The organism is Rummeliibacillus sp. BSL5, from assembly GCF_052928305.1.
Genome location: NZ_JAVGCV010000007.1, coordinates 19,634 through 41,679, shown reverse-complemented (window position 1 = coordinate 41,679; position 22,046 = coordinate 19,634). Strand labels below are relative to the sequence as shown.

At 37.3% G+C, this 22,046-nt stretch carries 20 protein-coding genes and 1 riboswitch; of the genes, 17 read left to right on the top strand and 3 right to left on the bottom strand.

Annotation, left to right across the window (positions count from 1 at the left end):
• Nucleotides 1–219 precede the first annotated feature (219 nt).
• Both RCJ93_RS14805 and RCJ93_RS14800 read left to right on the top strand, forming a co-directional pair.
• A complete protein-coding gene (locus RCJ93_RS14805; protein WP_150285610.1) occupies nucleotides 220–1,215 on the top strand; it encodes a fatty acid desaturase in 996 nt (331 codons plus the stop codon).
• A 104-nt stretch (nucleotides 1,216–1,319) separates the two neighbouring features.
• Complete coding sequence (locus RCJ93_RS14800) at nucleotides 1,320–1,925, top strand: response regulator transcription factor (protein WP_066790141.1); 606 nt, start codon at nucleotides 1,320–1,322, stop codon at nucleotides 1,923–1,925.
• A gap of 50 nt (nucleotides 1,926–1,975) precedes the next feature.
• On the opposite strand, the gene RCJ93_RS14795 is transcribed toward RCJ93_RS14800, so the two are convergent.
• The 3 genes from RCJ93_RS14795 to RCJ93_RS14785 form a co-directional block, all read right to left on the bottom strand.
• Nucleotides 1,976–2,950, bottom strand: coding sequence for a proline dehydrogenase family protein (locus RCJ93_RS14795; protein ID WP_066790140.1), 975 nt, complete (start codon nucleotides 2,948–2,950; stop codon nucleotides 1,976–1,978).
• A gap of 411 nt (nucleotides 2,951–3,361) precedes the next feature.
• On the bottom strand, nucleotides 3,362–4,117 hold the full coding sequence (locus RCJ93_RS14790) for an ABC transporter permease (RefSeq protein ID WP_150285565.1): 756 nt from the start codon (nucleotides 4,115–4,117) through the stop codon (nucleotides 3,362–3,364).
• Nucleotides 4,114–4,845, bottom strand: a complete 732-nt coding sequence (locus RCJ93_RS14785; protein ID WP_150285564.1) for an ABC transporter ATP-binding protein — start codon at nucleotides 4,843–4,845, stop codon at nucleotides 4,114–4,116. The genes RCJ93_RS14790 and RCJ93_RS14785 overlap by 4 nt, the downstream gene beginning before the upstream one ends.
• Nucleotides 4,846–4,995: 150 nt before the next feature.
• Here RCJ93_RS14785 and RCJ93_RS14780 point away from each other — a divergent pair, with 150 nt between their 5' ends.
• The 15 genes from RCJ93_RS14780 (at nucleotide 4,996) to RCJ93_RS14710 (ending at nucleotide 21,678) form a co-directional block, all read left to right on the top strand.
• Nucleotides 4,996–5,496 (top strand): methylated-DNA--[protein]-cysteine S-methyltransferase, encoded by a 501-nt coding sequence (locus RCJ93_RS14780; protein WP_066790134.1) that lies wholly within the window; start codon nucleotides 4,996–4,998, stop codon nucleotides 5,494–5,496.
• A 101-nt stretch (nucleotides 5,497–5,597) separates the two neighbouring features.
• Entirely contained in the window at nucleotides 5,598–7,079 is a 1,482-nt protein-coding gene (locus tag RCJ93_RS14775; RefSeq protein ID WP_066790129.1) for a nicotinate phosphoribosyltransferase, read from the top strand.
• Entirely contained in the window at nucleotides 7,076–7,900 is an 825-nt protein-coding gene (gene nadE / locus RCJ93_RS14770) for an ammonia-dependent NAD(+) synthetase (protein WP_446739399.1), read from the top strand. The genes RCJ93_RS14775 and nadE overlap by 4 nt, the downstream gene beginning before the upstream one ends.
• A 196-nt stretch (nucleotides 7,901–8,096) precedes the next feature.
• Nucleotides 8,097–9,044: an AAA family ATPase gene (locus RCJ93_RS14765; RefSeq protein WP_147197918.1), complete on the top strand. Its 948-nt coding sequence runs from the start codon at nucleotides 8,097–8,099 to the stop codon at nucleotides 9,042–9,044.
• On the top strand, nucleotides 9,041–10,243 hold the full coding sequence (locus RCJ93_RS14760; protein WP_446739398.1) for a DUF58 domain-containing protein: 1,203 nt from the start codon (nucleotides 9,041–9,043) through the stop codon (nucleotides 10,241–10,243). Before RCJ93_RS14765 ends, RCJ93_RS14760 begins: the two co-directional genes overlap by 4 nt.
• Nucleotides 10,240–12,447, top strand: coding sequence for a transglutaminase-like domain-containing protein (locus RCJ93_RS14755; protein WP_446739397.1), 2,208 nt, complete (start codon nucleotides 10,240–10,242; stop codon nucleotides 12,445–12,447). Before RCJ93_RS14760 ends, RCJ93_RS14755 begins: the two co-directional genes overlap by 4 nt.
• A 34-nt stretch (nucleotides 12,448–12,481) precedes the next feature.
• Nucleotides 12,482–12,583: riboswitch (purine riboswitch) on the top strand.
• 127 nt (nucleotides 12,584–12,710) lie between these two features.
• On the top strand, nucleotides 12,711–14,264 hold the full coding sequence (gene guaA / locus RCJ93_RS14750) for a glutamine-hydrolyzing GMP synthase (RefSeq protein ID WP_066791953.1): 1,554 nt from the start codon (nucleotides 12,711–12,713) through the stop codon (nucleotides 14,262–14,264).
• Nucleotides 14,265–14,455: 191 nt separating this feature from the next.
• Entirely contained in the window at nucleotides 14,456–14,965 is a 510-nt protein-coding gene (locus RCJ93_RS14745) for a hypothetical protein (RefSeq protein WP_446739396.1), read from the top strand.
• A gap of 154 nt (nucleotides 14,966–15,119) precedes the next feature.
• Nucleotides 15,120–16,031 carry a hypothetical protein gene (locus tag RCJ93_RS14740; protein ID WP_446739395.1) on the top strand — a complete coding sequence of 304 codons (912 nt, stop codon included), beginning with the start codon at nucleotides 15,120–15,122 and terminating at the stop codon, nucleotides 16,029–16,031.
• Nucleotides 16,024–17,463 carry an FtsK/SpoIIIE domain-containing protein gene (locus RCJ93_RS14735; RefSeq protein WP_446739394.1) on the top strand — a complete coding sequence of 480 codons (1,440 nt, stop codon included), beginning with the start codon at nucleotides 16,024–16,026 and terminating at the stop codon, nucleotides 17,461–17,463. The genes RCJ93_RS14740 and RCJ93_RS14735 overlap by 8 nt, the downstream gene beginning before the upstream one ends.
• Nucleotides 17,464–17,779: 316 nt before the next feature.
• On the top strand, nucleotides 17,780–18,283 hold the full coding sequence (locus RCJ93_RS14730) for a peptidase (protein ID WP_446739393.1): 504 nt from the start codon (nucleotides 17,780–17,782) through the stop codon (nucleotides 18,281–18,283).
• Complete coding sequence (locus RCJ93_RS14725) at nucleotides 18,264–19,292, top strand: replication initiation factor domain-containing protein (protein WP_446739392.1); 1,029 nt, start codon at nucleotides 18,264–18,266, stop codon at nucleotides 19,290–19,292. Before RCJ93_RS14730 ends, RCJ93_RS14725 begins: the two co-directional genes overlap by 20 nt.
• A 20-nt stretch (nucleotides 19,293–19,312) precedes the next feature.
• The gene (locus tag RCJ93_RS14720; protein ID WP_000537368.1) at nucleotides 19,313–19,519 is read left to right on the top strand and encodes a DUF3173 domain-containing protein; all 207 of its coding nucleotides are present in this window, start codon (nucleotides 19,313–19,315) and stop codon (nucleotides 19,517–19,519) included.
• On the top strand, nucleotides 19,516–20,772 hold the full coding sequence (locus tag RCJ93_RS14715) for a tyrosine-type recombinase/integrase (protein WP_446739391.1): 1,257 nt from the start codon (nucleotides 19,516–19,518) through the stop codon (nucleotides 20,770–20,772). Before RCJ93_RS14720 ends, RCJ93_RS14715 begins: the two co-directional genes overlap by 4 nt.
• Nucleotides 20,773–20,883: 111 nt before the next feature.
• On the top strand, nucleotides 20,884–21,678 hold the full coding sequence (locus tag RCJ93_RS14710; RefSeq protein ID WP_446739390.1) for a metallophosphoesterase: 795 nt from the start codon (nucleotides 20,884–20,886) through the stop codon (nucleotides 21,676–21,678).
• Nucleotides 21,679–22,046 lie beyond the last annotated feature (368 nt).

Below are 22,046 nucleotides of genomic sequence, written 5' to 3'. Positions count from 1 at the left end.
CTTCATGTATAAAATATTATACTTTATGTATCCGGCAAATGAAATAGACAGTCAATAGTTTATTAGAAGGCCAAACATGATAAGTGTCATATTATCCTTATGACATCTATGTCTATGGAGATGACTCTACCTCGCTTAAAATAATATCAAGAGATTAAAAAGCTGGGGGTGGAGTTTTTGACAGATCGCGAAAAAACGAAACAATTAAGAAAAGCAGTGATGCCATTTGCGCAATCAGAAATGAAAAAAAGTATTTATCAAATAATTAATACCATTGTGCCGATGTTAATTCTTTGGGTGATCGCCTATTTGATTTTGCCATATACAGTGATGGGTGCAATCCTTCTAAGCATTGTTGCCGCAGGTTTTGTAGTGCGAACGTTCATTATTTTCCATGATTGTACACACGGTTCTTTTTTCAAAAACAAGAAAGCAAATGACTATGTGGGGTTTGTGACAGGGGTGCTTACATCTTTTCCGTACGAAAAGTGGAAGAGAGAGCACATGATTCATCATGCTTCAAGCTCAAACTTGGATAAGCGGGGAATTGGCGATATTTGGGTTATGACAGTTGAGGAATATATTAGCGCTACACCATGGCGCCGTTTCTGCTATAGAGCGTATCGCCAGCCAATTGTGATGTTTGGTTTAGGGCCTCTTTATCTAGTATTGGTATCCAATCGCTTCAATCGTAAAGATGCAAGGAAAAAAGAACGCCTAAACACATACGCGACAAACTTGGGACTTGCTGCATTGCTTGTTGGCCTCGCATTGCTGACAAATATCCCCTCCGTTTTGATTATCCATGGGACGACCATGTTTGTAGCGGGTGCGCTAGGTATTTGGCTCTTTTTCATTCAGCATACCTTCGAGGATTCTTATTTTGAAAATGAATCAGAATGGGATTATGTAAAAGCGGCAGTGGAGGGAAGTTCTTATTATGAATTGCCGATTGTTCTGCAATGGGTAACAGGTAATATTGGCTTCCATCATGTTCATCATTTAGCACCGCGCATACCAAATTATCATTTAGCAGATGCGCACCAGCAAACACCGCCTTTGCAACGTGCTACTACGGTCACGCTAAAAACAAGCCTAGAATCACTACGCTATAAATTGTATGATACATCGCAAAAAAGCTTTGTGACGTTTAAAGATGTTAAAAAAAGAGTGCGTACACAAAAATATAAAAGAAAAGTGCCGCACTATTTATAAAGAAAAATTCCACAAAAAGCTGTTCCAGTCAAATGGAATGGCTTTTCAATTATTTGCTAGTATAATGGACATAAAATGCCTTCGGTCAAAGAGGAGGATGCAAAGTGATTAAAATTGTTATAGCAGAAGACCAGGGAATGCTGCTGGGCGCGCTCAAGTCTTTAATTAATATGGAAGCAGATATGGAAGTAGTAGGGGTAGGCTATAATGGCTTAGATGCCTTAACACTAGTAGAAGAGTTTCAACCTGATATTGTCATTATGGATATCGAAATGCCTGAGAAGACAGGGCTCGATGCTGCCGAAGAACTAAAAGATAAAGATTGCAAAGTGATCATCCTGACGACGTTTGCACGGCCAGGATACTTTGAGCGTGCACGAAAAGCAGGTGTGAGGGGTTATTTATTAAAAGACAGCCCAATTGAGGAATTAGTTAATGCAATACGAGTCATTATGGATGGAAGACGGATATTCGCACCAGAACTAATCGATATCGTATATGAGGAAGAAATCGAAAATCCTTTAACCGATCGCGAAAGTGAAGTGTTAGAACTTGTCGCGAAAGGGAAGACAACGAAAGAAATTGCCGCTGAACTTTTTCTCTCCCCGGGTACTGTACGAAATTATATTTCCACAATCCTAGATAAATTAGAAGTCAGCAACAGAATTGAAGCCATTGCCCGTTTTAAAGAAAAAGGGTGGAATAAATAAGATAAAGCGGATTCATATAAATATGAATCCGCTTTATCTATTTTAATATATTACTTGCGGCGTTTTGTTAAACGACCAAGGGCAAACCCTGCAGCAGTCAAGCCGATTAATGTGTTTGTCTTTTTGTTGAACACTTGTTTAACAACTAACTCTAAGTTCTGTGGACGCTCAGCTAAACGGCGCATAAAGTACCCGTACCAATCTTGGCCGAATGGTACGTACGTGCAGAAGTTATAGCCTTCTTTTGCAAGCTCAAGTTGCATATCACGACGGAAGCCATACAGCATTTGGAATTCATACTTTTCCTTTGGAATGTTGTGGGCCGCGATAAATTGTTTCATATGGTTAATGACATTATGGTCATGCGTTGCAATTGATGTGAATTTGCCATTTAATAAATGGTACTCTAACAGCTCAATATAATTGCGGTCGATTTCTTCTTTAGTTTGGTAAGCTACTTCGCTCGGCTCTTTATAAGCGCCTTTTACGATGCGAAGGCGATAGTTTTTATATTTCTCGATATCTTCTTTTGCACGGAAAAAGTATGCTTGAATAACAGTTCCGATATTATCATGCTCGCGTGATAATTCCTCAAGCAAGTCAAATGACGGTTGTAGGCGTGCATAGTTTTCCATATCGAAGTTAACAAAGATATCATAGCGGTCTGCTAATTCGACAATTTCTTTCAAATTTTCATAGCAGAAATCATAATCAATATCTAAACCTAGTTGAGAAGGTTTTAAACTGATATGCGCATCTACCCCTGTTTCGTGAACCGCTTCAATTACAGCTAAGATTTGATTCTTTGCAGCTGTAGCTTCAGCTTTATCGTGAACAAACTCCCCCAAGTTATCGATTGTGCACGAAATGCCATGTGAGTTTAACTCTTTAATGCTTTTAATCATTTCATTGATATTCGTGCCAGCTACAACACTCGCAGCTCCCATTTTAAGACCATATTTTTTCGCATTGTTGTTTAAAAACTGGTTTTCAGACAATGCGATGAAAAAATCTTTAAGTGACATATGCTACTTCCCCTTGTTGTGAATATTTTATTTTTTTCAATTATATCATATTTAACGAAAAAGTCATTCTGTTCAAAGTTAAATGAAAAAAATAATTTTAGGAAAGTTTCAATCAATTAGCGCACTGGTGTCCCGGAGTAACGTTTTTATATTCATTTCTTATTTTCTTTTTAAGCAAAAAAGTTGTTGAAAAGCTAGGAGGGGTTTATGATAAATGTGTTCGGACAGAAGAGTTTTATATAGAATGATTAGGCTCTTTTGTGTCGAATTATGTTGCTTTTTAAGAAAACAAGTTGCAATTGCACAATAATATAAGTAACTTAGTATTGAGGTACAAATTTAATATTATGACAGAAAAACGTTTTCCCTACATGGAATAGGAAAAACGTTTTTTTATTTGCCTAAATTCTATTACTCTTTCTCTTTCAACAACTGCATCCGCTCATTAAATAAGGAGGGGTATGATAGAAAGCCGAGAAGAATGCTCGAAATCGCTGCAGTAGTAAGAAGTATAAAGAGAATTAGAAGCTGAAACTGAACGGCTTGTACAGGGTCTGCGCCAGCAATAATTTGACCGCTCATCATGCCGGGTAGTTGGACTAAACCAATCGTCTTTTGGCTTTCGATTGTCGGTATCATGCTTGCTTTTATAGCTCTGGTCAATTGTGTATGAATGGCTTGCCGCGGCGTTCCGCCAAGTGTCAGGATAAGCTCGGTTTGATCATGATGGGCATCGACTTCAGCCTGAAACCGATTTAAAAAGAGAATCGATAGCACCATCGAGTTGCCGATTGCCATCCCGCTAATCGGTATAATATATTGCGCTGTTGGCGGCACAATGTGAAATCCAAGCAATATAGATTGCACTAATATCTCAATAGCTGTAAGCGTCAAGGCAATCTTCCATGTGATGCCTTTTATTTTGCTGCCTTTTTTTCTGGCATTGCCTGTAGCGACACCAATCATCAATGCAACCATGAATAGGATATAAACAAGATGGTCTGATTCGAAGATGAATTTCAAGAAATACCCGACAGCAAGCAATTGAATAATGGATCGAACGGTAGCGATTAAAACATCTTTTTCTAACTGAAGATGAAGTGTTTTAGATAGTAGTAGCGGGATTAAGACAAAGACGAGTGTAAGCGAGAGTGTACCGTAACTCATACCAACTCCCCCTTAATAAACCGTTTGGTGATTTCTTCATTTGGATTCTTTAGCAGAGAGCTTTCTCCTGCTTCTATTAGTTTTCCCTCTGCCATCACCCATGCATAATGTCCCATTCTGACGGCCTGTTCTAAATTATGTGTAATCCAAATAATCGTCGTTTGGTCCTTTTCATTCAACCTTTTGATTAATGTTTCTACTTCCTTAATAGAAGAAGGATCAAGCGCAGAGGTAATCTCATCCAATAGAAGAATGTTCGGACGGTTCACTAATGTACGTGCAAGCGATACGCGCTGTCGCTGGCCACCGGATAACTCGCGAATAGATTTCTTCAAGTTTTCGGGTTTTAATCCTACATCATCTAATAATTTAATCGCTTCCTTTTTATCTAATGACCGATTTTGCAGCTGCCTTGGCAAAGCTAAATTTTCAAAAACTGTGCCGTTCAGCATGGGTGCAGATTGAAGCGCCATGCCCGCACGTCGTCGTAGTGAAATCGGATCTATTGAAGCTATAGGCGTTTGATCGATAAAAATTTCACCAGCTGTAGGGGAGATTAATCCGTTGCAAAGCCGAAGCAAAGTCGTTTTTCCTGCCCCTGAAGGTCCTACAAGCGCCGTAATCTTACCTGCTGAAATAGAACCTGTAATATTACATAAGATATGCTGTCCTCCTGTTTCGTACTCTATATGTTTAAAGTGAATGGCTGAAGGTTCGATTGAATTCATATGTAACTCCTAGTGAATAGTGTTTCTTCTAATGTAACATACTTGGTTTTTTGATAGAATTATTACCAATATCTATTCATTTAGTAAGCAAGGCTTCATTTTCTTGCTCTCTAAATTACTGAGTTTTGAAAGCTACAGGGGGAATTCAAAGTGCATTTATATTGGACACGCTTGGAAGATGAACAATGTTCTTTAGTTTTGGCTGCGACCGATCAAGGGGTGTGTTGTGTCGGAATCACATTGGAAGAAATACAAGAATGGGGAAGTAAGCATCTAGGTGACGCCGAATTAGTGGAAGCTCCAGAAAAAATGGCCCTCTACAAAAGCCAATTACAAGAATATCTTGCGGGGGAAAGAACAATTTTTGATTTGCCGCTCGATTTAAAGGGTACACCTTTTCAACTGAAGGTTTTCGAAGCATTACAGCAAATTCCATATGGGTCAACGGTCTCCTACGCTGATATAGCAGAAGCTATAGGCAATCCGAAGGCTGTGAGAGCAGTTGGCGGTGCGATTGGCAAAAACCCTGTTCTCATTGCGGTGCCATGCCACAGGGTTATCGGTAAGAACGGAACGTTAACTGGATTTAGTAGTGGGATTCCGTTAAAGAAAAAGTTATTGACCATTGAAAAAGTGCCTTTTAAGGATTAGTGCTCCCTTTTTGTGGCAACTACTGCCTTAGGAAGATATATTCAGAGACAATTGGTGTATACTATGTTTTAAGTAAAATGTGGAAGAAGGGACTATGAAAAATGAAATCACATTATCCAGATGATAGCCTAGCGCTGCATACAGATCTATATCAAATTAATATGGCTGAGTCCTATTGGGCAGATGGAATACATAATCGAAAAGCAGTTTTCGAATTATATTTTAGAAAATTGCCGTTTGGCAATGGCTATGCAATCTTTGCAGGCTTAGAAAGAATACTGGACTATTTACGAGAGTTTCGTTTTAGCGAATCAGACCTTAACTATCTTCGTGAGGAACAAGGTTATAGAGAAGACTTTTTAGATTACTTAAAAGACTTGCAGTTTACAGGTGATATTTATTCGATGGAAGAAGGGGAGCTTGTATTTGGCAATGAACCCATTCTCCGGATTGAGGCACCTTTAGTAGAGGCACAGCTTATCGAGACAGCTTTGCTAAATATTGTGAACTACCAAACATTGATTGCAACTAAAGCAAGCCGTATTAAGCAAGTAGTCAAAGAAGATATCGTCATGGAATTCGGCACAAGACGTGCGCAAGAAATGGATGCGGCGATTTGGGGTTCACGTGCAGCATTTATCGGTGGGTTTGATTCTACAAGTAATGTTAGAGCTGGAAAGCTATTTAATCTGCCGATTGCTGGGACGCATGCACATTCATTGGTACAAGCCTATAAAAATGACTATGAGGCATTCCATGCATATGCCCGCCGCCATAAAAATTGCGTATTCTTAGTAGATACGTACGATACATTAAAGTCCGGAGTACCAGCAGCCATTAAAGTTGCGAAAGAATTAGGCGACAAGATTAATTTCTTGGGAATCCGTCTCGACAGCGGTGATATCTCCTTTTTATCAAAGGCTGCCCGCAAAATGTTAGACGAAGCAGGTTTCACGGATGCCAGAATTGTGGTATCTAATGATTTAGATGAATATACAATTTTGAATCTCCTTGCGCAAGGCGCTAAGGTCGACACTTGGGGTATAGGCACCAAACTAATCACAGCATATGATCAACCAGCATTAGGAGCAGTATACAAACTCGTATCGTTGGAAGACGAGCAAGGGAACATGCAGGATCGCATTAAGATTTCCGCTAATGCAGAGAAGGTAACGACTCCTGGATTGAAAAAAGTTTACCGTATTATTGATTTAGAAAACGGAAAAGCGCAAGGAGATTACATCACTATGCATGATGAAAATCCAGAAGCGGAAGAGCGCCTGAAAATGTTCCATCCTGTGCATACCTTTATCTCAAAATTTGTTACGAACTTTGCTGCTAAAAACCTTCATAAGAAAGTAATTGAAGACGGTAAGCAAATCTATGAAACACCTTCAGTACAAGAGATGAAGGAATATGCAAAAGACAATCTCAACTTCTTATGGGATGAATATAAACGTTCATTGAATCCGGAAGAATACCCTGTCGATCTTAGCCAAAAATGTTGGGACAATAAAATGCGCAACATTCAAGAAGTTAGAGATATGGTGCACGAATTACATTTAGGAGGAGATAATAGATGACATTGCAACAGAGAATAATCGAAGAATTGCATGTGCAGCCTGAGATTAATCCTGAAGAAGAAATTCGTAAGTCCATTGATTTCTTAAAGGAATATGCGAAGAAGAATTCCTTCGTCAAAGGTTTCGTGCTTGGCATATCAGGCGGACAGGACTCGACATTAGCGGGCAAACTGGCACAGATGGCTGTGGATGAGCTAAATACGGAAAATGGGGATAATGAGTATTCCTTCTGGGCAGTACGATTACCATATGGTATCCAAAGGGATGAACAGGACTGTCAGGATGCGCTGACCTTTATTAATCCTACTTTCACCTATACAGTGAATATTCAGCCTGCAGTAGATGCGGGTGTCCAATCATTAAAAGAAGCGGGCATTAAGCTGACAGACTTCCTAAAAGGAAATGAAAAAGCACGCGAACGAATGAAAGTGCAATATGCCATTGCTGCTCATCATAGTGCAGTGGTACTTGGCACAGACCATGCGGCTGAAGCCATCACAGGTTTCTATACCAAATTTGGTGATGGAGCAGCAGATCTTATGCCGCTCTTCCGCTTAAACAAATGGCAAGGAAAGGCGATGCTTTCAGCGCTTGATTGTCCAAAACACTTATATGAAAAAGTGCCAACAGCTGATTTGGAAGAAGATCGTCCTCTTATTCCGGATGAAGTAGCACTTGGCGTATCGTATGACGAAATTGATGATTACTTGGACGGCAAGGAAATCCCTGAAGTGGCTCGCAAGAAACTAGAAGGTTATTATTGCAAGTCACAACATAAACGCCATATGCCTATTACGATTTTTGATGATTTTTGGAAATAACTTCATACACTACTCAACTAGAAACCGGTTCTTGAAAAGATAGAACCGGTTTTATTTTCGATGGCGCTTCTAAAATTCTTTCGCAGTGGAAAGACTGGGAACTCAATAGGTTTTTTGCCACAGTGTACATTAGCCTATATAATAAGAGAACTACGAAATCGATTTTCATGATACATAACGGTAGAGGAGGACAAGTATGGAAGCGCAAGAAAAAATTCAAGCCATCATACGAAATATTGAAAAGGTGATGATCGGCAAAAGACATATAGCAGAGTTAAGTATTGTTGCACTATTAGCGGAAGGCCACATATTGCTCGAAGACGTACCAGGCGTTGGGAAAACCATGATGGTGCGCGCTCTTGCAAAATCCGTTAGCGCAAATTTTAAACGGATTCAATTTACACCTGACTTGTTGCCCTCTGATGTGCTTGGTGTATCAATCTATAATCCCAAAGAGATGGAATTCCGTTTTCACCCAGGTCCTATCATGGGCAATATCGTGCTAGCGGATGAAATTAACCGTACATCTCCTAAAACGCAAGCCGCTTTGCTTGAAGCGATGGAAGAAGCAGCTATTACGGTTGAAGGAAAGACAATTGAATTAACCAAGCCTTTCTTTGTCATGGCCACCCAAAATCCGATTGAATACGAGGGGACGTATCCACTTCCAGAAGCTCAGCTGGATCGTTTCCTCTTAAAATTAAATATGGGGTATCCCTCGCATGAGGACGAAATGGAAGTCTTAAGAAGGGCTGAAGGATCGCGTCCTATAGAAACACTGGAGGCTGTTCTTTCATTAGAGGAATTAAAAGAGATTCAAAAAGAGATCAAGACGGTCCATGTAGATGAACTTGTCAAAACCTATATTGTAGACCTTTCCAGAGCCACACGAGAGAATCCGTCTGTCTTCCTCGGAGTCAGCCCGAGGGGGTCCATTGCTCTGATGAAAGCCTCTCAAGCCTATGCATTCTTAAAGGGCCGACGCTATGTGACACCTGATGATGTCCAATATTTAGCGCCTTACGTATTTTCTCATAGGATTATTTTGAACTCGGCTGCAAGATATGATGAAATTTCGGCTGAGGATGTGATTGGTCGCATGATCATAAATACTCCAGTTCCAGTTAAAAGGGCATTGTTATGATGAAGCGCCATGCAATAGGGCGGAGTTTGCAAGCATTTATTCGATTATTCTTGATTTTGCTGTTGCTTGCAATCTCTCTTTCCTTCGCTTTAATGCAGGGGGGCTTTGTCAGCTGGTTTATCTTTTTTATGTTTCTGCCATTTGCCTTGTATTCAACTCTGCTATTTTTCTGGCCATTTCGCTTTTCTGCAGAACGGACAAGTATAAAAAAGCAAGCCGTACAGGGGGAGTCAGTCATAGTGGAGACGACCATCAAGCGGATGTTCCGTTTTCCGCTACTGTATGTGATAGCTGAGGAAAAGGCCGCTGAAGGCACACTTCCCATAAAGGAAGAAGATACCCGGCAGGTAACAATGCTAGGAACAAAGAAAAGTTTTGTATTTGCTTATGAAGCGACTGAACTGAGACGAGGATATTATGAACAAACAGGTATTGAGCTGACTGTAACAGATTTCTTTGGGTGGATGAAAAGGAAAGTATTTGTGTCTTCACCGTTAACTATTGTGGTGACGCCTAAAATTACTGAGATGAAATATATAAGTCCATCTCTGCAAAATAAAAGTAGTACTGGGAGCTCTAATCTTTCATCGAAACGCGATCACACGGTGGTATCTGGTGTTCGTGACTATCAGCCAGGAGATCGTATGTCATGGATTCATTGGAAGACATTCGCGAAAACACAAACCTTGCAAACCAAAACCTTTGAAAGCCAACAGTCAAAAGAGTGGTGCTTGATCCTGGATGGGACACAGGAAGAGCTATTTGAAGAACAAGTGGAATTCTGTGCATCCATCTTAGCCGCTGCTGTCAAAAAGCGCGAAACGTTGTCTTTTTTATTTGCAGGGGCTAAACAAGTATTCATCCAAGGCATCCACACGAATGACCAGTTGAAGCAAGCGTTATATAAAATGGCTCAATTACAGCCAGAACCAATAGAGCAGTTTGAAAAAAGTCTGCCGGAGCATCGTTTGCTCGAAAATAATTCAGGCATCTATTTTGTCACGAGCAATCTTTCGAAAGAATGGGCTCAGGTATTGCAAAGAACGTCCAAACAATCAGGACCAGCAGTTTGTTTTTTACTTCGGCCGCTGGAAGATAGTGTGGAGAAAATAGGCGGACTAATAGATCAAAGTATCCGCATTGTGCCTCTTACGCCATCACAGTTTCCTAACGCCTTTATGGAGGTGATGAAGCCATGAACAGAACAATTGCCAAACAGGCTCGAATAATAGGGCTTTACCTTCTTGTGTTCCTGATGTTATGCGAATGGATGATACCAGTCGTGAACTTAACCTCTACAGGTCACCTTGGATTGTTTCTACTGTTTATCGTTTTATGCCTAGCGGGCAATGCCTTTAATATCAATATTGTGCTTTCCTTTGTAGTGAAGATTATTTATATTGCCTGGTTTTTGATGTATGTCTATATGGGCACAGCTGTTTTTTCACTAAATAGTTTTACGCGTATTATTAGCGAGTTTACTGGAAGTATAGGAGCCGTCACAAACGGCGACTGGAACGGCATCGCAGATTCCTTCCGCAGTATTTTATTCTTTGTTTTGCTATGGATGGCGATTTATCTCATTCACCATTGGATTACTGCCAAGCGTTCCATTTTTTATTTCTTTTTGGTAACCATCATTTTTTTAAGTCTGTTAGATACATTTACAGAGTATGATGCCAAGCACGCCATTATCCGCACCATGATTTCTGGAACCCTATTAATGTCAGGGTTATATCTTTATAGGTTGCTTGAAAGCGAACGAGCTCTACCGGAAAAAAGAAGCAGCTTCAAATGGCTGCTGCCATTTGTGTGTATGATCGCAGTTTGTACATTATTCGCCTATGTGGCGCCTAAGAAGCAGGCAGTCGTTGCTCCGCCACAGCCGCTCAAGAAACTGCTGGATATGCAGCAAAACCAGACTGGGGAGATTGGCAAGATTGGGTACGTCGAAGATGACGAGAAATTAGGGGGTCCTTTTGAAGAAGATCATAGACCTGTTCTTGTCGCGACGGCTAAAGAAAACCAATATTGGCGCATTGAAACGAAAAATATTTATACAGGTAAAGGTTGGGTTAGAAAAAAAGGGGACATATACGTTCACACTTTTGACTATGGCGAAAAGATACCTATGTCGCTTAAACCCGGTAAACAGAAGAACCGAGAACATGCAGAAATTGAGCTGAAGAAAGACTACAAATTTGTCCTTCAGCCATATGGACTGCAAAAAATGGACGAACAAAGTATGGGCGATCAATTTTATATTGAGATTGACAGCGAAAAAATCCGTCCGACAATGGATGGCAAAAAAATTGTCCTGCCATCCTATTCAATGACCTATTCCAAGCCAGAATACAGCCTGAAGGCTTTATCAAGAACCAGGACATCTGACTTGAAGGGGTTATCAAAGGATTTCAAGCCTTATTTACAAGTGCCGAAAACCTTACCTGCTAGAGTAGAGAAACTGGCTAAAACTATTACAAAAGACGAAAAGAGCTTATACGGCAAGGCTAATGCCATTGTCTCCTATTTTCAAAACAACGGCTATAAGTATTCACGCTTAGAAGTAGGAACACCCGAGGGAAAACAAGATTATGTAGATCAATTCCTGTTTGATACGAAATCTGGCTACTGTGACAACTTTTCTACCTCAATGGCGGTCATGCTGAGGACGATTGGCATTCCTTCTAGATGGGTGAAGGGATTCTCAGAGGGCGATGAAGTGCCGATGAGCGATAATAAACATCATTATGTCGTGACTAACAATAATGCCCACTCATGGGTAGAAGCCTATTTTCCAGGTGTAGGATGGATGTCCTTTGAACCGACAATCGGCTTTGGTGGGTTTGATAATGTGCTAAATGATGTGAAAAGCAAAGAGAAAAAATCAGCCATCAATCCAAAGCAGAAAGAAAATGAACAACAAAAAGTAGAGAAGAAGAAAAAAGAAGAAAAGAAAAAAGAAAAGAAAGTAAAAAAAGAAAAGAAAAAAGAAAAGAAACAGGTAGAAAAGAAATCAGCTACTAATCAAACGAACAACTGGAGTGCTATTTGGTTGGGTATCTTGATCGGTGCCGTTGCCATTCTTCTGCTTCTATTCTTTACCCGCCGCAAGTGGATGCCGAAATGGCTGATCTTTAAGCATCGGACACAAGGCTACCGCCAGTTAGATACAATGTATGAAGATTTACTAAAGCAATTGAAGCGAGCAGGTCACAGAAGAAAAGAAGGTCAAACCCTCAAAGACTTTGCTGAGCATGTGGATACCGCATACAGTACAGACAAAATGGGCATCTTAACAAGAGCCATGGAGGAGCGGCTTTACAACAAAGATGTACCTGGTAAACCGAGCGATGAACTAATCGAATGTTGGAAATATTTAATCAATCGGACATCAGGTTGATTTTGCGTCGTATTGCCTGTAAAATGAAGAAAACTAACAATAAATGAACGACCCTCATATATGTTCGAAGATATGGTTCGAATGTTTCTACCAAACTACCGTAAACAGTTTGACTATGAAGGCAATTTAGACGATGGATGATTTATGCATGCATTCGTTTATTTTGCTTTTGTATAATTTGAAACGCGTATGAAGGAGCTTTCTTTCGTGCGCGTTTTTTTATACAAGGCGATTTCATTACTAATAAAAAAGAGGTGGAACTGTTGTCAGTTAGTACAATTTTAAAGGATCAAGAAAAAATTATCGTTCTTGATTTTGGAAGCCAATACAATCAACTTATTACCCGTCGAATCCGTGAATTTGGCGTTTACAGTGAATTGCACCCTCATACTGTTACAGCTGAGGAATTAAAAGAAATGAACGCGACTGGTATTATCTTTTCCGGTGGCCCTAATTCTGTATATGATGAAAATGCATTTCGCATTGATGACCAAATTTTCGAAATGGGTGTGCCTATCTTAGGCATTTGCTACGGCATGCAATTGATGACACATTCTTTAGGCGGCAAAGTTGAGCCTGCTGATCACCGTGAGTACGGTAAAGCCGAAATTAATATTGTTGAAGACAACGCTCTATTTGCAGAGCTTCCAAAAGACCAAGTTGTATGGATGAGCCACGGCGATTTGGTAACAGCCATTCCAGAAGGTTTTAAAACGATTGCGACAAGCAAATCTTGCCCAATCTCTGCTATGGCAAATGCTGAGCGCAAGTTCTATGCTGTTCAATTCCACCCAGAAGTTCGCCACTCTGTATACGGCAACGATATCCTACGTCACTTTGTATTCGATGTATGTGGTGCAAAAGGCGATTGGTCGATGGATAGCTTCATCGATATGGAAATTCGCAAAATCCGCGAGCAAGTCGGCGACAAAAAAGTGCTTTGCGCACTATCAGGCGGCGTGGATTCCTCAGTAGTAGCTGTTTTAATCCATAAAGCAATCGGCGATCAATTAACATGTATGTTTGTGGATCACAACCTTTTACGTAAAGGTGAAGCAGATAGCGTAATGGAAACATTCGCTGATGGCTTCCACATGAATGTTATCAAAATTGATGCACGTAAACGTTTCATGGACAAGCTTGCAGGCGTAAGTGATCCAGAGAAAAAACGTAAAATTATCGGTAACGAATTCATCTATGTATTTGATGATGAAGCATCAAAATTAGAAGGCATGGACTTCTTGGCACAAGGCACTCTATACACTGACATTATCGAGAGCGGTACAGCAACAGCTCAAACAATTAAATCTCACCACAATGTCGGCGGCCTGCCTGAAGATATGCAATTTGAATTGATTGAACCGCTTAAAACATTATTCAAAGATGAAGTACGTGCTTTAGGTACTGAATTAGGTCTTCCAAAAGAAATAGTATGGCGCCAACCGTTCCCAGGTCCTGGTCTAGCTATCCGTGTACTTGGCGAAGTAACTGAAGATAAATTAGAAATCGTTCGCGAATCAGACGCAATCTTGCGTGAAGAAGTAGCTAAAGCCGGTCTTGAAGATCAAATCTGGCAATACTTCACTGTGCTGCCTGACATCAAATCTGTCGGCGTCATGGGCGACCAACGCACATACGATTACGCAATCGGTATCCGCGCCGTAACCTCAATCGACGGCATGACTTCTGACTGGGCACGTATCCCATATGATGTACTAGAAAGAGTGTCTGTACGTCTAGTCAACGAGGTTAACCACGTGAACCGCGTACTGTATGATGTAACGAGCAAGCCACCTGCAACTATTGAGTGGGAATAAAAGGATAGTATAAATTGAATTGAAAAAGCCTATTTTACAGTGTTTATTGCAATTATCATACTGTAGAATAGGCTTATTTTTATATGGTTCCCCACCATTCCTCCCACCAAATTTAAATTTTCTATTCATTGTTGCCAAATTAATTTATACAATATAAAATAAATTTACGATTAAAAGGAAGTGGGGAAACTATGAATTACTATCAATCACGAATAGCAATTGATACAGCAGAGCTTTTAGAAGAATTGAAACGACTTTATGAAGAAGAATCTGGAGTGACTATTACAAAAGGTAATGTAATTATGAAAGCTTATGAGGATTCTCTATGGGTAAAAGAAGAAGAGTGGACGGAAATACATGGTAGAAAAATTAAATTACCTAATCATTACGAAATATCTCCCAATTCGCTTAAATTGAGAATTCAAATAAGCAAAGAGGTTGAACAAGGGATAAAGGATTTAAAGGATTTACTACCAAGTATACTTAAGGTACGAAGTGTGACAATTGGTGTCTGTATTAGATTAATATTAAAAGCTGCCTATATTAAGAACGTAGAATTGGGTGATTTAAAATCAAAAGAACTTGGAACAATGATAAATAGATATAAAGAAGAAGTTAAATCGTCTTTTGATGATGAAATTAGTGAAAAAATAATAGTACTACTAGATAAACTTGAAGCTGAATTAGAGGATAAGTTTTAAAATCGCTAAAAATGCCAAATTATTTTGTACAAAACCTTGACGTATTACAGATGTTTTTGTAATATGTATATAAATGTACAATTTGATTTGGCGTTTTTTTATTCATTTTTATGCCAAATTAAATTATACAAATAAAAATACAGGAGGAAAGAAAGTGGAAATTTTAACAGCAAACTATGATTTTAAAAAGGTGTTACTCGGAGATAATTATATCGGTGATGGAAATCCAATTAAGAATATTTTATTAGCAAAGGTTTCCGCAAATTATCTTGATAAAAGTGATGACTATTTTAATTACAATAATTTTAAACGAGGTCATATTGAAAATTATCAATTAATTGAGAACGTATTTAGAATATTATTTCCTAGTTCAAATACAGATTATAAAGATGTAATGAATTCTTTTTGGACAACTTATAAGTGTTATTTACAGATCATGTATCCAGAAATATTTATGCCTATTGGAACAATTAAAGAAGGAGACGCCTCTCCTTTAATAATTCCAGACTATGAGAGAAATGACTCAATTCCAAATTTCGCTTATCCTCCACATAGCTCTGAAAAATATGAGGTACTTCACCCAAAATATCTAACATATTATAAAAATAATTTTCCTTCGCTAACAGTTGAAAAGGGAATGAATTGGATAGAGTTCCTATCTACAAACTTTGAATACTTCTCTGAAGTTCATGATTCAGAGGAATTACAAAAATTCGCAGTATTAACTCATACAGTTGGAAATATTGCTGCTGTTCCGTGTGGATTTAATGGTGGTCGTGGACATCGTGATTACTGGGATTGGGGCTTGAAGTTACTTCAAGATTTTTTAGAGCCTATCGGAGCATGGAAAGATTTTATTAACACAAATTTTCTTAATTGTTATGTAGATGAAGATTATAAAATTATTCCATATTGGAAAAATCACTTAGTACCATATTCAAGACTTTTACCTAAAAACAAATTCGAATTAATAGAATTTTTGGAACAAGCCAATTTTCGTATCGAAGAACGTGGTAGAAATATGATGAATGAGTTTAATAAAAAAATGGAGTTACTGAATGATTGATGTATTAAAAACTTATTTGTATCGTTTTCCTTTTATTAAGAGAAAGAATAGTGAATGGAAAAAAGTTGAATATCCTGCAAAAAAGGATGGATGTTTTCCTCTTCTCTTTTTGGTTTTTTCAATATCCTTTGGTTCATGGCTTTTGGTTCTAACATCGTCTTTGGTTAAAGATTTTCCTTTTGCTTATCGCTTTAGTTTTTTTAGAATTTTAGCAGATGTACTATTTTTGGCGATGTATATGTTCTTTATTTTTAAAATGATAATGGTATTTAGAAAAATAAAATCTAAGAGAAAATCATTTATTGCAAGTAACTTAGCATATGTGATTCATACATTGAAATTATATGACGAAGAAACTTTTGAATATGAAAACAACGGGAAAATATCTAAGGAAAAAAGAATTGTTAGGGTGGCAAGAATTTATTTCAAAGAAGATATTAAAAAAGTTTGGGTACGAATTTCCAGAGATGGTGATCGCTTTACAAAAGAAGCTGTCAATCTTAGTGAAAATTTGGAATCTGCGTTAGGTATGGAGCTTGATGTAACCAATGTAACAATTAATTATGCTGAATACATTTTCTTAAAGCAAAGAGACAAGCGCATTAGCTTGACTTCAACTGTTATGAATTCAAATGAAACTGATGAAATAAGAATTACTGGTAATATTTCATATCAGCTTCATAAAGTTCCCCATTCTTTGATTGTAGGCGGTACTGGTTCAGGAAAGTCATTCTTTATTCTAGGGAAAATAGTTTCGTATTTAAACTTATCTCCTCAAGCGGATTTGAGAATTATTGACCCTAAAAAAGCTGATTTAAGTTTACTGCGATTTGTTACTGGTTTTGAGAATAAAGTAGCTTCGGATAGTAATCAAATATGTAAAATGCTCCGAGAAACTGTTGAGTTAATGGAAGAGCGGTATTCAAACTATTTCAGTGATGTAGCTGCCTTTGGGAAAACATACCGAGACTTTGGTTTGCCAGTAATAATAGTAGTTTTTGATGAATTTTCAGCCTTCATGCATTCGGTAGATAAAAAAATTGCTAAAGAAGCAATAGATTATGTCTTTCAAATTGTTATGAAAGGAAGACAAGCTGGTGTCATGATAGAGATACTTATGCAACGCCCTTCAGCTGATGACCTACCAACGAATATAAGGGCTCAAATGGGCTTTAAAGCGGGTTTAGGAGCTATGGACTCAATTGGGTACAATATGATATTTGATACAAATAATGTTGAGTATAAGACTATTCTGGAAAAGGGTGGTGGATATATTCAAATTGATGGTGTTCATACAGCTCCGGTATATTTTGAAACTCCATTTATAGAGAAAGACTTTGATTTCATAGCAGAAATAGAAAAATTGATGAAAATTCAGCAAGGGATGGATAACTCTAAACAGCCAGTCGTTGAGTATGCGAACACAATTTGAACAAAAAGTTATGGATAATAGTTCTATAAAGTAAATGCAACACTTCCAAAAATAGAGCGTAACTTTTTGCGAGTGTTTCGGTGGCGACCTAAGTCGCCAAACGGAGTGGCAAGAAACGCTCGTGAAAAGTTATGCCTTGTTGGGCGTTCTTTGCCCAACGTATATAAATAACAAAATTAGCGAAGCAAACAGTGGGTAACACTGGTGAATCTCCCTCAATGGAAAATGTGTAATCCTTTGAGGTTCTAAGGGTGGAAGGTTTTTCAAAATCCCGAGAGTTCGGGATTTAATAATGACAAAAGAGGAGCTTGAAAATATGGAAAAGTTAATTTTAAAATCGTCAAAACTTCATTCTTTAAATGACTCGGAAAATATTGATTTAGTTGATTTACATTTTGATATTAAACAATTTAAAATCCCTACAGCTATGTTAGTGCAAAAAGATGAATTTGCCGCTCGAATTGAAAAAGAAAAGAATCTAAATGGTGAGCTAGTTGAAACAGGTAAATACGCAATAACTTTTAAGGTATACGACAGACCATTTATTGAACTTGTATTACAAAATGGTGGTACTGAAATCGGTTCGCCTATTACTGTAGTTGTTGAAAAACAAGATAGTTTACCTATATTTGATAGTTATGAAGATGGTGAATTTATTCCAATTTCTTTTATTGGACTTAAAGTGAGACCTAAAAAAGTTCAAAAGAAAACATTTGTCGGACAAGGTAAGCCAATGATTGATACATGGCAGTATTCAGAAATAAAAATAGAAGCTGATAGTTACATTATAGGTGAAGCGAATGAGCCAAAAGCGAAGTAATCAATGCTTAATTGATTATTTACGTTGTTCAATTCCAAATTGTGAGTTTCCGACAGTCGCTGATGGAATTTTAGGTATCCCTATCTCTGAATTTTCTTCAGAGATAAAGGGGTCTCCGTACCCCACTTATGATATGTGCATTAGCTTTGCAAATATAAAGCTTCATTCCTCTCGAAGTCATAGTAGTATTCTTATAGATATGTCTGGACAAGCATGTAGGCAATATGAAGAATACATGTCAAGGGTTGATGGTTGGCATTGGTACAAATTTTTATCACTTATTCTAGAAATGCAAGGTAAAGTATCAAGAATAGATTTGGCTATAGATATTTTTGATGATTCTACTCCATCTGTAAAAGCATTGCAGGACTATGTAAAACGTGGACAGTTAAGTACGAAAAGTCATAAATTTATTGAAATAAATAGTGGAAGGGTTCTTGATGGGAAATTGACAGGCTTTACGTTGTATATTGGTTCATCTCCACAAATATTACGAATCTATGATAAAAAACAAGAAAGAAAAGATAACGCAGATGAATTTGTAAATGTAGAAAAGTGGGTCAGATGGGAACTAGAATTGACCGGGAATAAAGCTATGCAAGTGGCTCTTCAAATATCAAAGGGGAAACCACTTAATGCTATTATTAAAGGTATTTTATCAGCACATTATTGTTTTAAGACACAACCTAAGAGTGTTAGTGACTTACACAATAAAAATAGACTGCCTACAATGAGATGGTGGCAAAAATTTGTGGACGGTATAGAAGAAATCCCTTTAAAGGTAAGGCGTGAAAAACTCACTTTAAAGAAAAAGAAAAATTGGGTTGAAAATTCTACAGTAAAATCAATAAGCATGCTTTATGAGTCATTTAGGCGTGTATATGGTGAAAAATATGCGGATCTTTATTTGAAAGAGTTAATACATATGGGGAAAGAAAAAATTACTGAATCCGACCAAACATTAATTGAGCAACGTGTATTAGAACTTATGAGTGAAGATGAATATTAGCGTGGAAAGGGGTTGGTGTGATGGGAACAACAATATGTAAAGATGATTTAATTAAACTGGGTTATAAAAAATATCAAGCTATTTCACTAATTAGACAAGCAAAAGCAATCATGGTGCAAAAAGGTTGTCCTTATTATAACAACAAAAGACTGGGGAGAGTTCCGAGAGACGTAGTTGAATCCATTTTAGGAGTTTCTCTTATAACAGAAATGAGTAATTCTCAATGAAAAATGCGAAACAACAAACAACGAAATATCCCGGTGTTTACGTTGACGATAAAGGGACCTACTTTTATCAATCAGAATTTGGAATTGATAAAATTACAGGGAAACGGATAAGGAAAAAGGGAAGAAAAGACGTAAACGGTAAGCCTTTTTCTTCAGCGTTTGAAGCTAACAAAGAGTTAACTAGATTAAAAAGAGAATATCATAAAGTCAATGGTTATGCTAACTATAAAATGACTTACGAGCAATTTATGAATACAGTTTATATACCTTATTATCGAACTGAAGTTGAAGAAAGTACTTTCTCCGTTCGGCAAAGAATACTAGAAAAGATAAGAGAAAGATTTGCAACATTTTCTCTCCGTTCCATTTCAGTGGAGGACGTACAAAATTTTCGTACATGGTTATTAACGAGTAAAGAAAATGGGGGAGCTGGATATGCTCAATCATATGCAAGTTTAGTTTTTGGAGTATTTCGAAAGAGTTTAGATAAAGCTGTAGAAATGCAGTATTTGGAGCACAATAATTCTAAAAAGGTTAGGGCAATTCCGAAAGGAAAGGCAATCGTACCATATTGGACGAAACAAGAATTTGAAAAAGTAATAAATCAAATTTATAAAGGTGATTTTTATGAGCATTTAAGTTTCGTTATGTTATGGGTTTATTATATGACAGGAATTCGTGTGAATGAAGGTACAGCTTTACATTGGAATGACATTGATTTAATGAAGAAACGTATAAGAGTTCATCATATGCTTGTTATAAAAACTAGAATGGATTGGAAACGAAATTCATATACAAAAACAGAAGACGGCAAAAGAATGATTGCGCTTGATGATGATACTATAACAATTTTAACAGAATGGAGAAATAGACAAATTGAAATAGGTTTAGGCAAAGAGAATGACTTTGTTTTTAGTTATGATGGATTGCCTATGATTAAGTCAACAATAGGTCGAATCATTGCTCGTTATGCTAAATTTGCAGATGTGAAAAAGATACAAGCAAAGGGGTTGCGTCATTCACATGCTTCATATCTTATCAATGAGTTTAATGTGTCGGTACTAGTTTTGTCGCAACGTATGGGGCATTCAAGTCCCGAAATCACTTTGAAACATTATGCTCATATGTGGAGTGGTGCTGATACTGCAATTGCTGATGCAATGACTGGAAATATAGAGATCAAAACTGCTGAACAAACAAAAATCAAATTTAATGGAAATCAGACATTAAATAAAAGTAATGTAAAAGACTAATTTTATTTAGAGGGAATGTCCAAGCAGTTGGAGCAAAGAAATCTATTGTTATTTGAAAAGAAACTATATTCTACTGTGAATTTTTCTAAAAAGAGAAAGAAGGATCAGCATATGTCTATTATGTACGCCGTAAGTGATATTCATGGATTTTTTGATGAAATGATGGAGACTTTAAGTTTAGTTGATTTAGATTCAAATAGAGATAATCAGCTTATTTTTTTAGGAGATTATATTAATAGAGGACCAAAGAGCTGCCAAGTCCTTTATAAAATAAAGGAACTAGAAGAAACGTATCCCGAACAAGTAATTGTTTTAATAGGAAATCACGATCAAATGTTTATAGATTGGTGGGGAGAAGATTTTTGGCTATGGCTAGAACAAGACCAAGAATTAATGGCGACTAAGAGTTTTTTTACAGATGAACAATGGGATTGTATGCTAAAAAAAGTTCAAGTCATAGAGAACCCTAGAACAAGAATGAATGGCTTATTAAAAAGTGAATTAAAAAAAAATCATAGGGAGCTACTACAATGGCTATTTGCCAAAAATGCTTCTTTATATTATGAAACGTCAAACCAAATCTTCGTTCATGCGGGGATCTGTGAGGAAGATGAAGAATTGTGGAAACATGCCACTGAAGAAGGTGAATATACTTGGAAATTCCCTGTTGAAACAGGTTCTTTTTATAAAGATATTATTGCCGGACATGTATCAAGTGTAACTGTTTCAGAAGATGAAAGCTATTTAGGTAAGGTTTATTGGGATAAAGAAAGTCATTTTTTTATTGATGGAGAAACAAATAAAAGTTATGTTATTCCACTATTAAAATACGATACAAATACAAAACTATATTCAAGTTATGAAAAAAATATTGAGTTTTCAATAGCTAAAAGTAAAGCTAAATGATTTCTTTCCCACCATAAAACTGCCAAAACAATATGATTCTTCAAGAAATATCGTTAATTAAAGAAGTAGGAAGTACTGTCTATTATTGAGTGGAAATAGGATATATATATAATAACGAGTGGGAATGCGGATTTAATGGCATTCCTTTTGTTATAAAATAGACTGAAATGTTGATTTACAAAATAGTTCCCCACGAACTAATAACGAAATTAATATTAGTTTCAGAGAAACGTATCATTAATAAGTAGATCCAAACGATGAATTTAATAGGAACTGATATGAAAATGATGAAAAATATGATGTCTTCTAATTAATAAAAAAACAGTTGTACTTTAAAAAAAGTTTGATCAAATTGGTATTAATAACCT

What these genes read in the sequence shown, in the direction of transcription:
- RCJ93_RS14785 (WP_150285564.1), bottom strand. Translation starts at nt 4,845, where the DNA reads ATGAATTCAATCGAACCTTCAGCCATTCACTTTAAACATATAGAGTAC.
- RCJ93_RS14715 (WP_446739391.1), top strand. Translation starts at nt 19,516, where the DNA reads ATGAAAAATGCGAAACAACAAACAACGAAATATCCCGGTGTTTACGTT.
- RCJ93_RS14760 (WP_446739398.1), top strand. Translation starts at nt 9,041, where the DNA reads ATGATGAAGCGCCATGCAATAGGGCGGAGTTTGCAAGCATTTATTCGA.
- RCJ93_RS14730 (WP_446739393.1), top strand. Translation starts at nt 17,780, where the DNA reads ATGGAAAAGTTAATTTTAAAATCGTCAAAACTTCATTCTTTAAATGAC.
- RCJ93_RS14745 (WP_446739396.1), top strand. Translation starts at nt 14,456, where the DNA reads ATGAATTACTATCAATCACGAATAGCAATTGATACAGCAGAGCTTTTA.
- RCJ93_RS14710 (WP_446739390.1), top strand. Translation starts at nt 20,884, where the DNA reads ATGTCTATTATGTACGCCGTAAGTGATATTCATGGATTTTTTGATGAA.
- RCJ93_RS14720 (WP_000537368.1), top strand. Translation starts at nt 19,313, where the DNA reads ATGGGAACAACAATATGTAAAGATGATTTAATTAAACTGGGTTATAAA.
- RCJ93_RS14755 (WP_446739397.1), top strand. Translation starts at nt 10,240, where the DNA reads ATGAACAGAACAATTGCCAAACAGGCTCGAATAATAGGGCTTTACCTT.
- nadE (WP_446739399.1), top strand. Translation starts at nt 7,076, where the DNA reads ATGACATTGCAACAGAGAATAATCGAAGAATTGCATGTGCAGCCTGAG.
- RCJ93_RS14775 (WP_066790129.1), top strand. Translation starts at nt 5,598, where the DNA reads ATGAAATCACATTATCCAGATGATAGCCTAGCGCTGCATACAGATCTA.
- RCJ93_RS14765 (WP_147197918.1), top strand. Translation starts at nt 8,097, where the DNA reads ATGGAAGCGCAAGAAAAAATTCAAGCCATCATACGAAATATTGAAAAG.
- RCJ93_RS14805 (WP_150285610.1), top strand. Translation starts at nt 220, where the DNA reads ATGCCATTTGCGCAATCAGAAATGAAAAAAAGTATTTATCAAATAATT.
- RCJ93_RS14795 (WP_066790140.1), bottom strand. Translation starts at nt 2,950, where the DNA reads ATGTCACTTAAAGATTTTTTCATCGCATTGTCTGAAAACCAGTTTTTA.
- RCJ93_RS14725 (WP_446739392.1), top strand. Translation starts at nt 18,264, where the DNA reads ATGAGCCAAAAGCGAAGTAATCAATGCTTAATTGATTATTTACGTTGT.
- RCJ93_RS14735 (WP_446739394.1), top strand. Translation starts at nt 16,024, where the DNA reads ATGATTGATGTATTAAAAACTTATTTGTATCGTTTTCCTTTTATTAAG.
- RCJ93_RS14790 (WP_150285565.1), bottom strand. Translation starts at nt 4,117, where the DNA reads ATGAGTTACGGTACACTCTCGCTTACACTCGTCTTTGTCTTAATCCCG.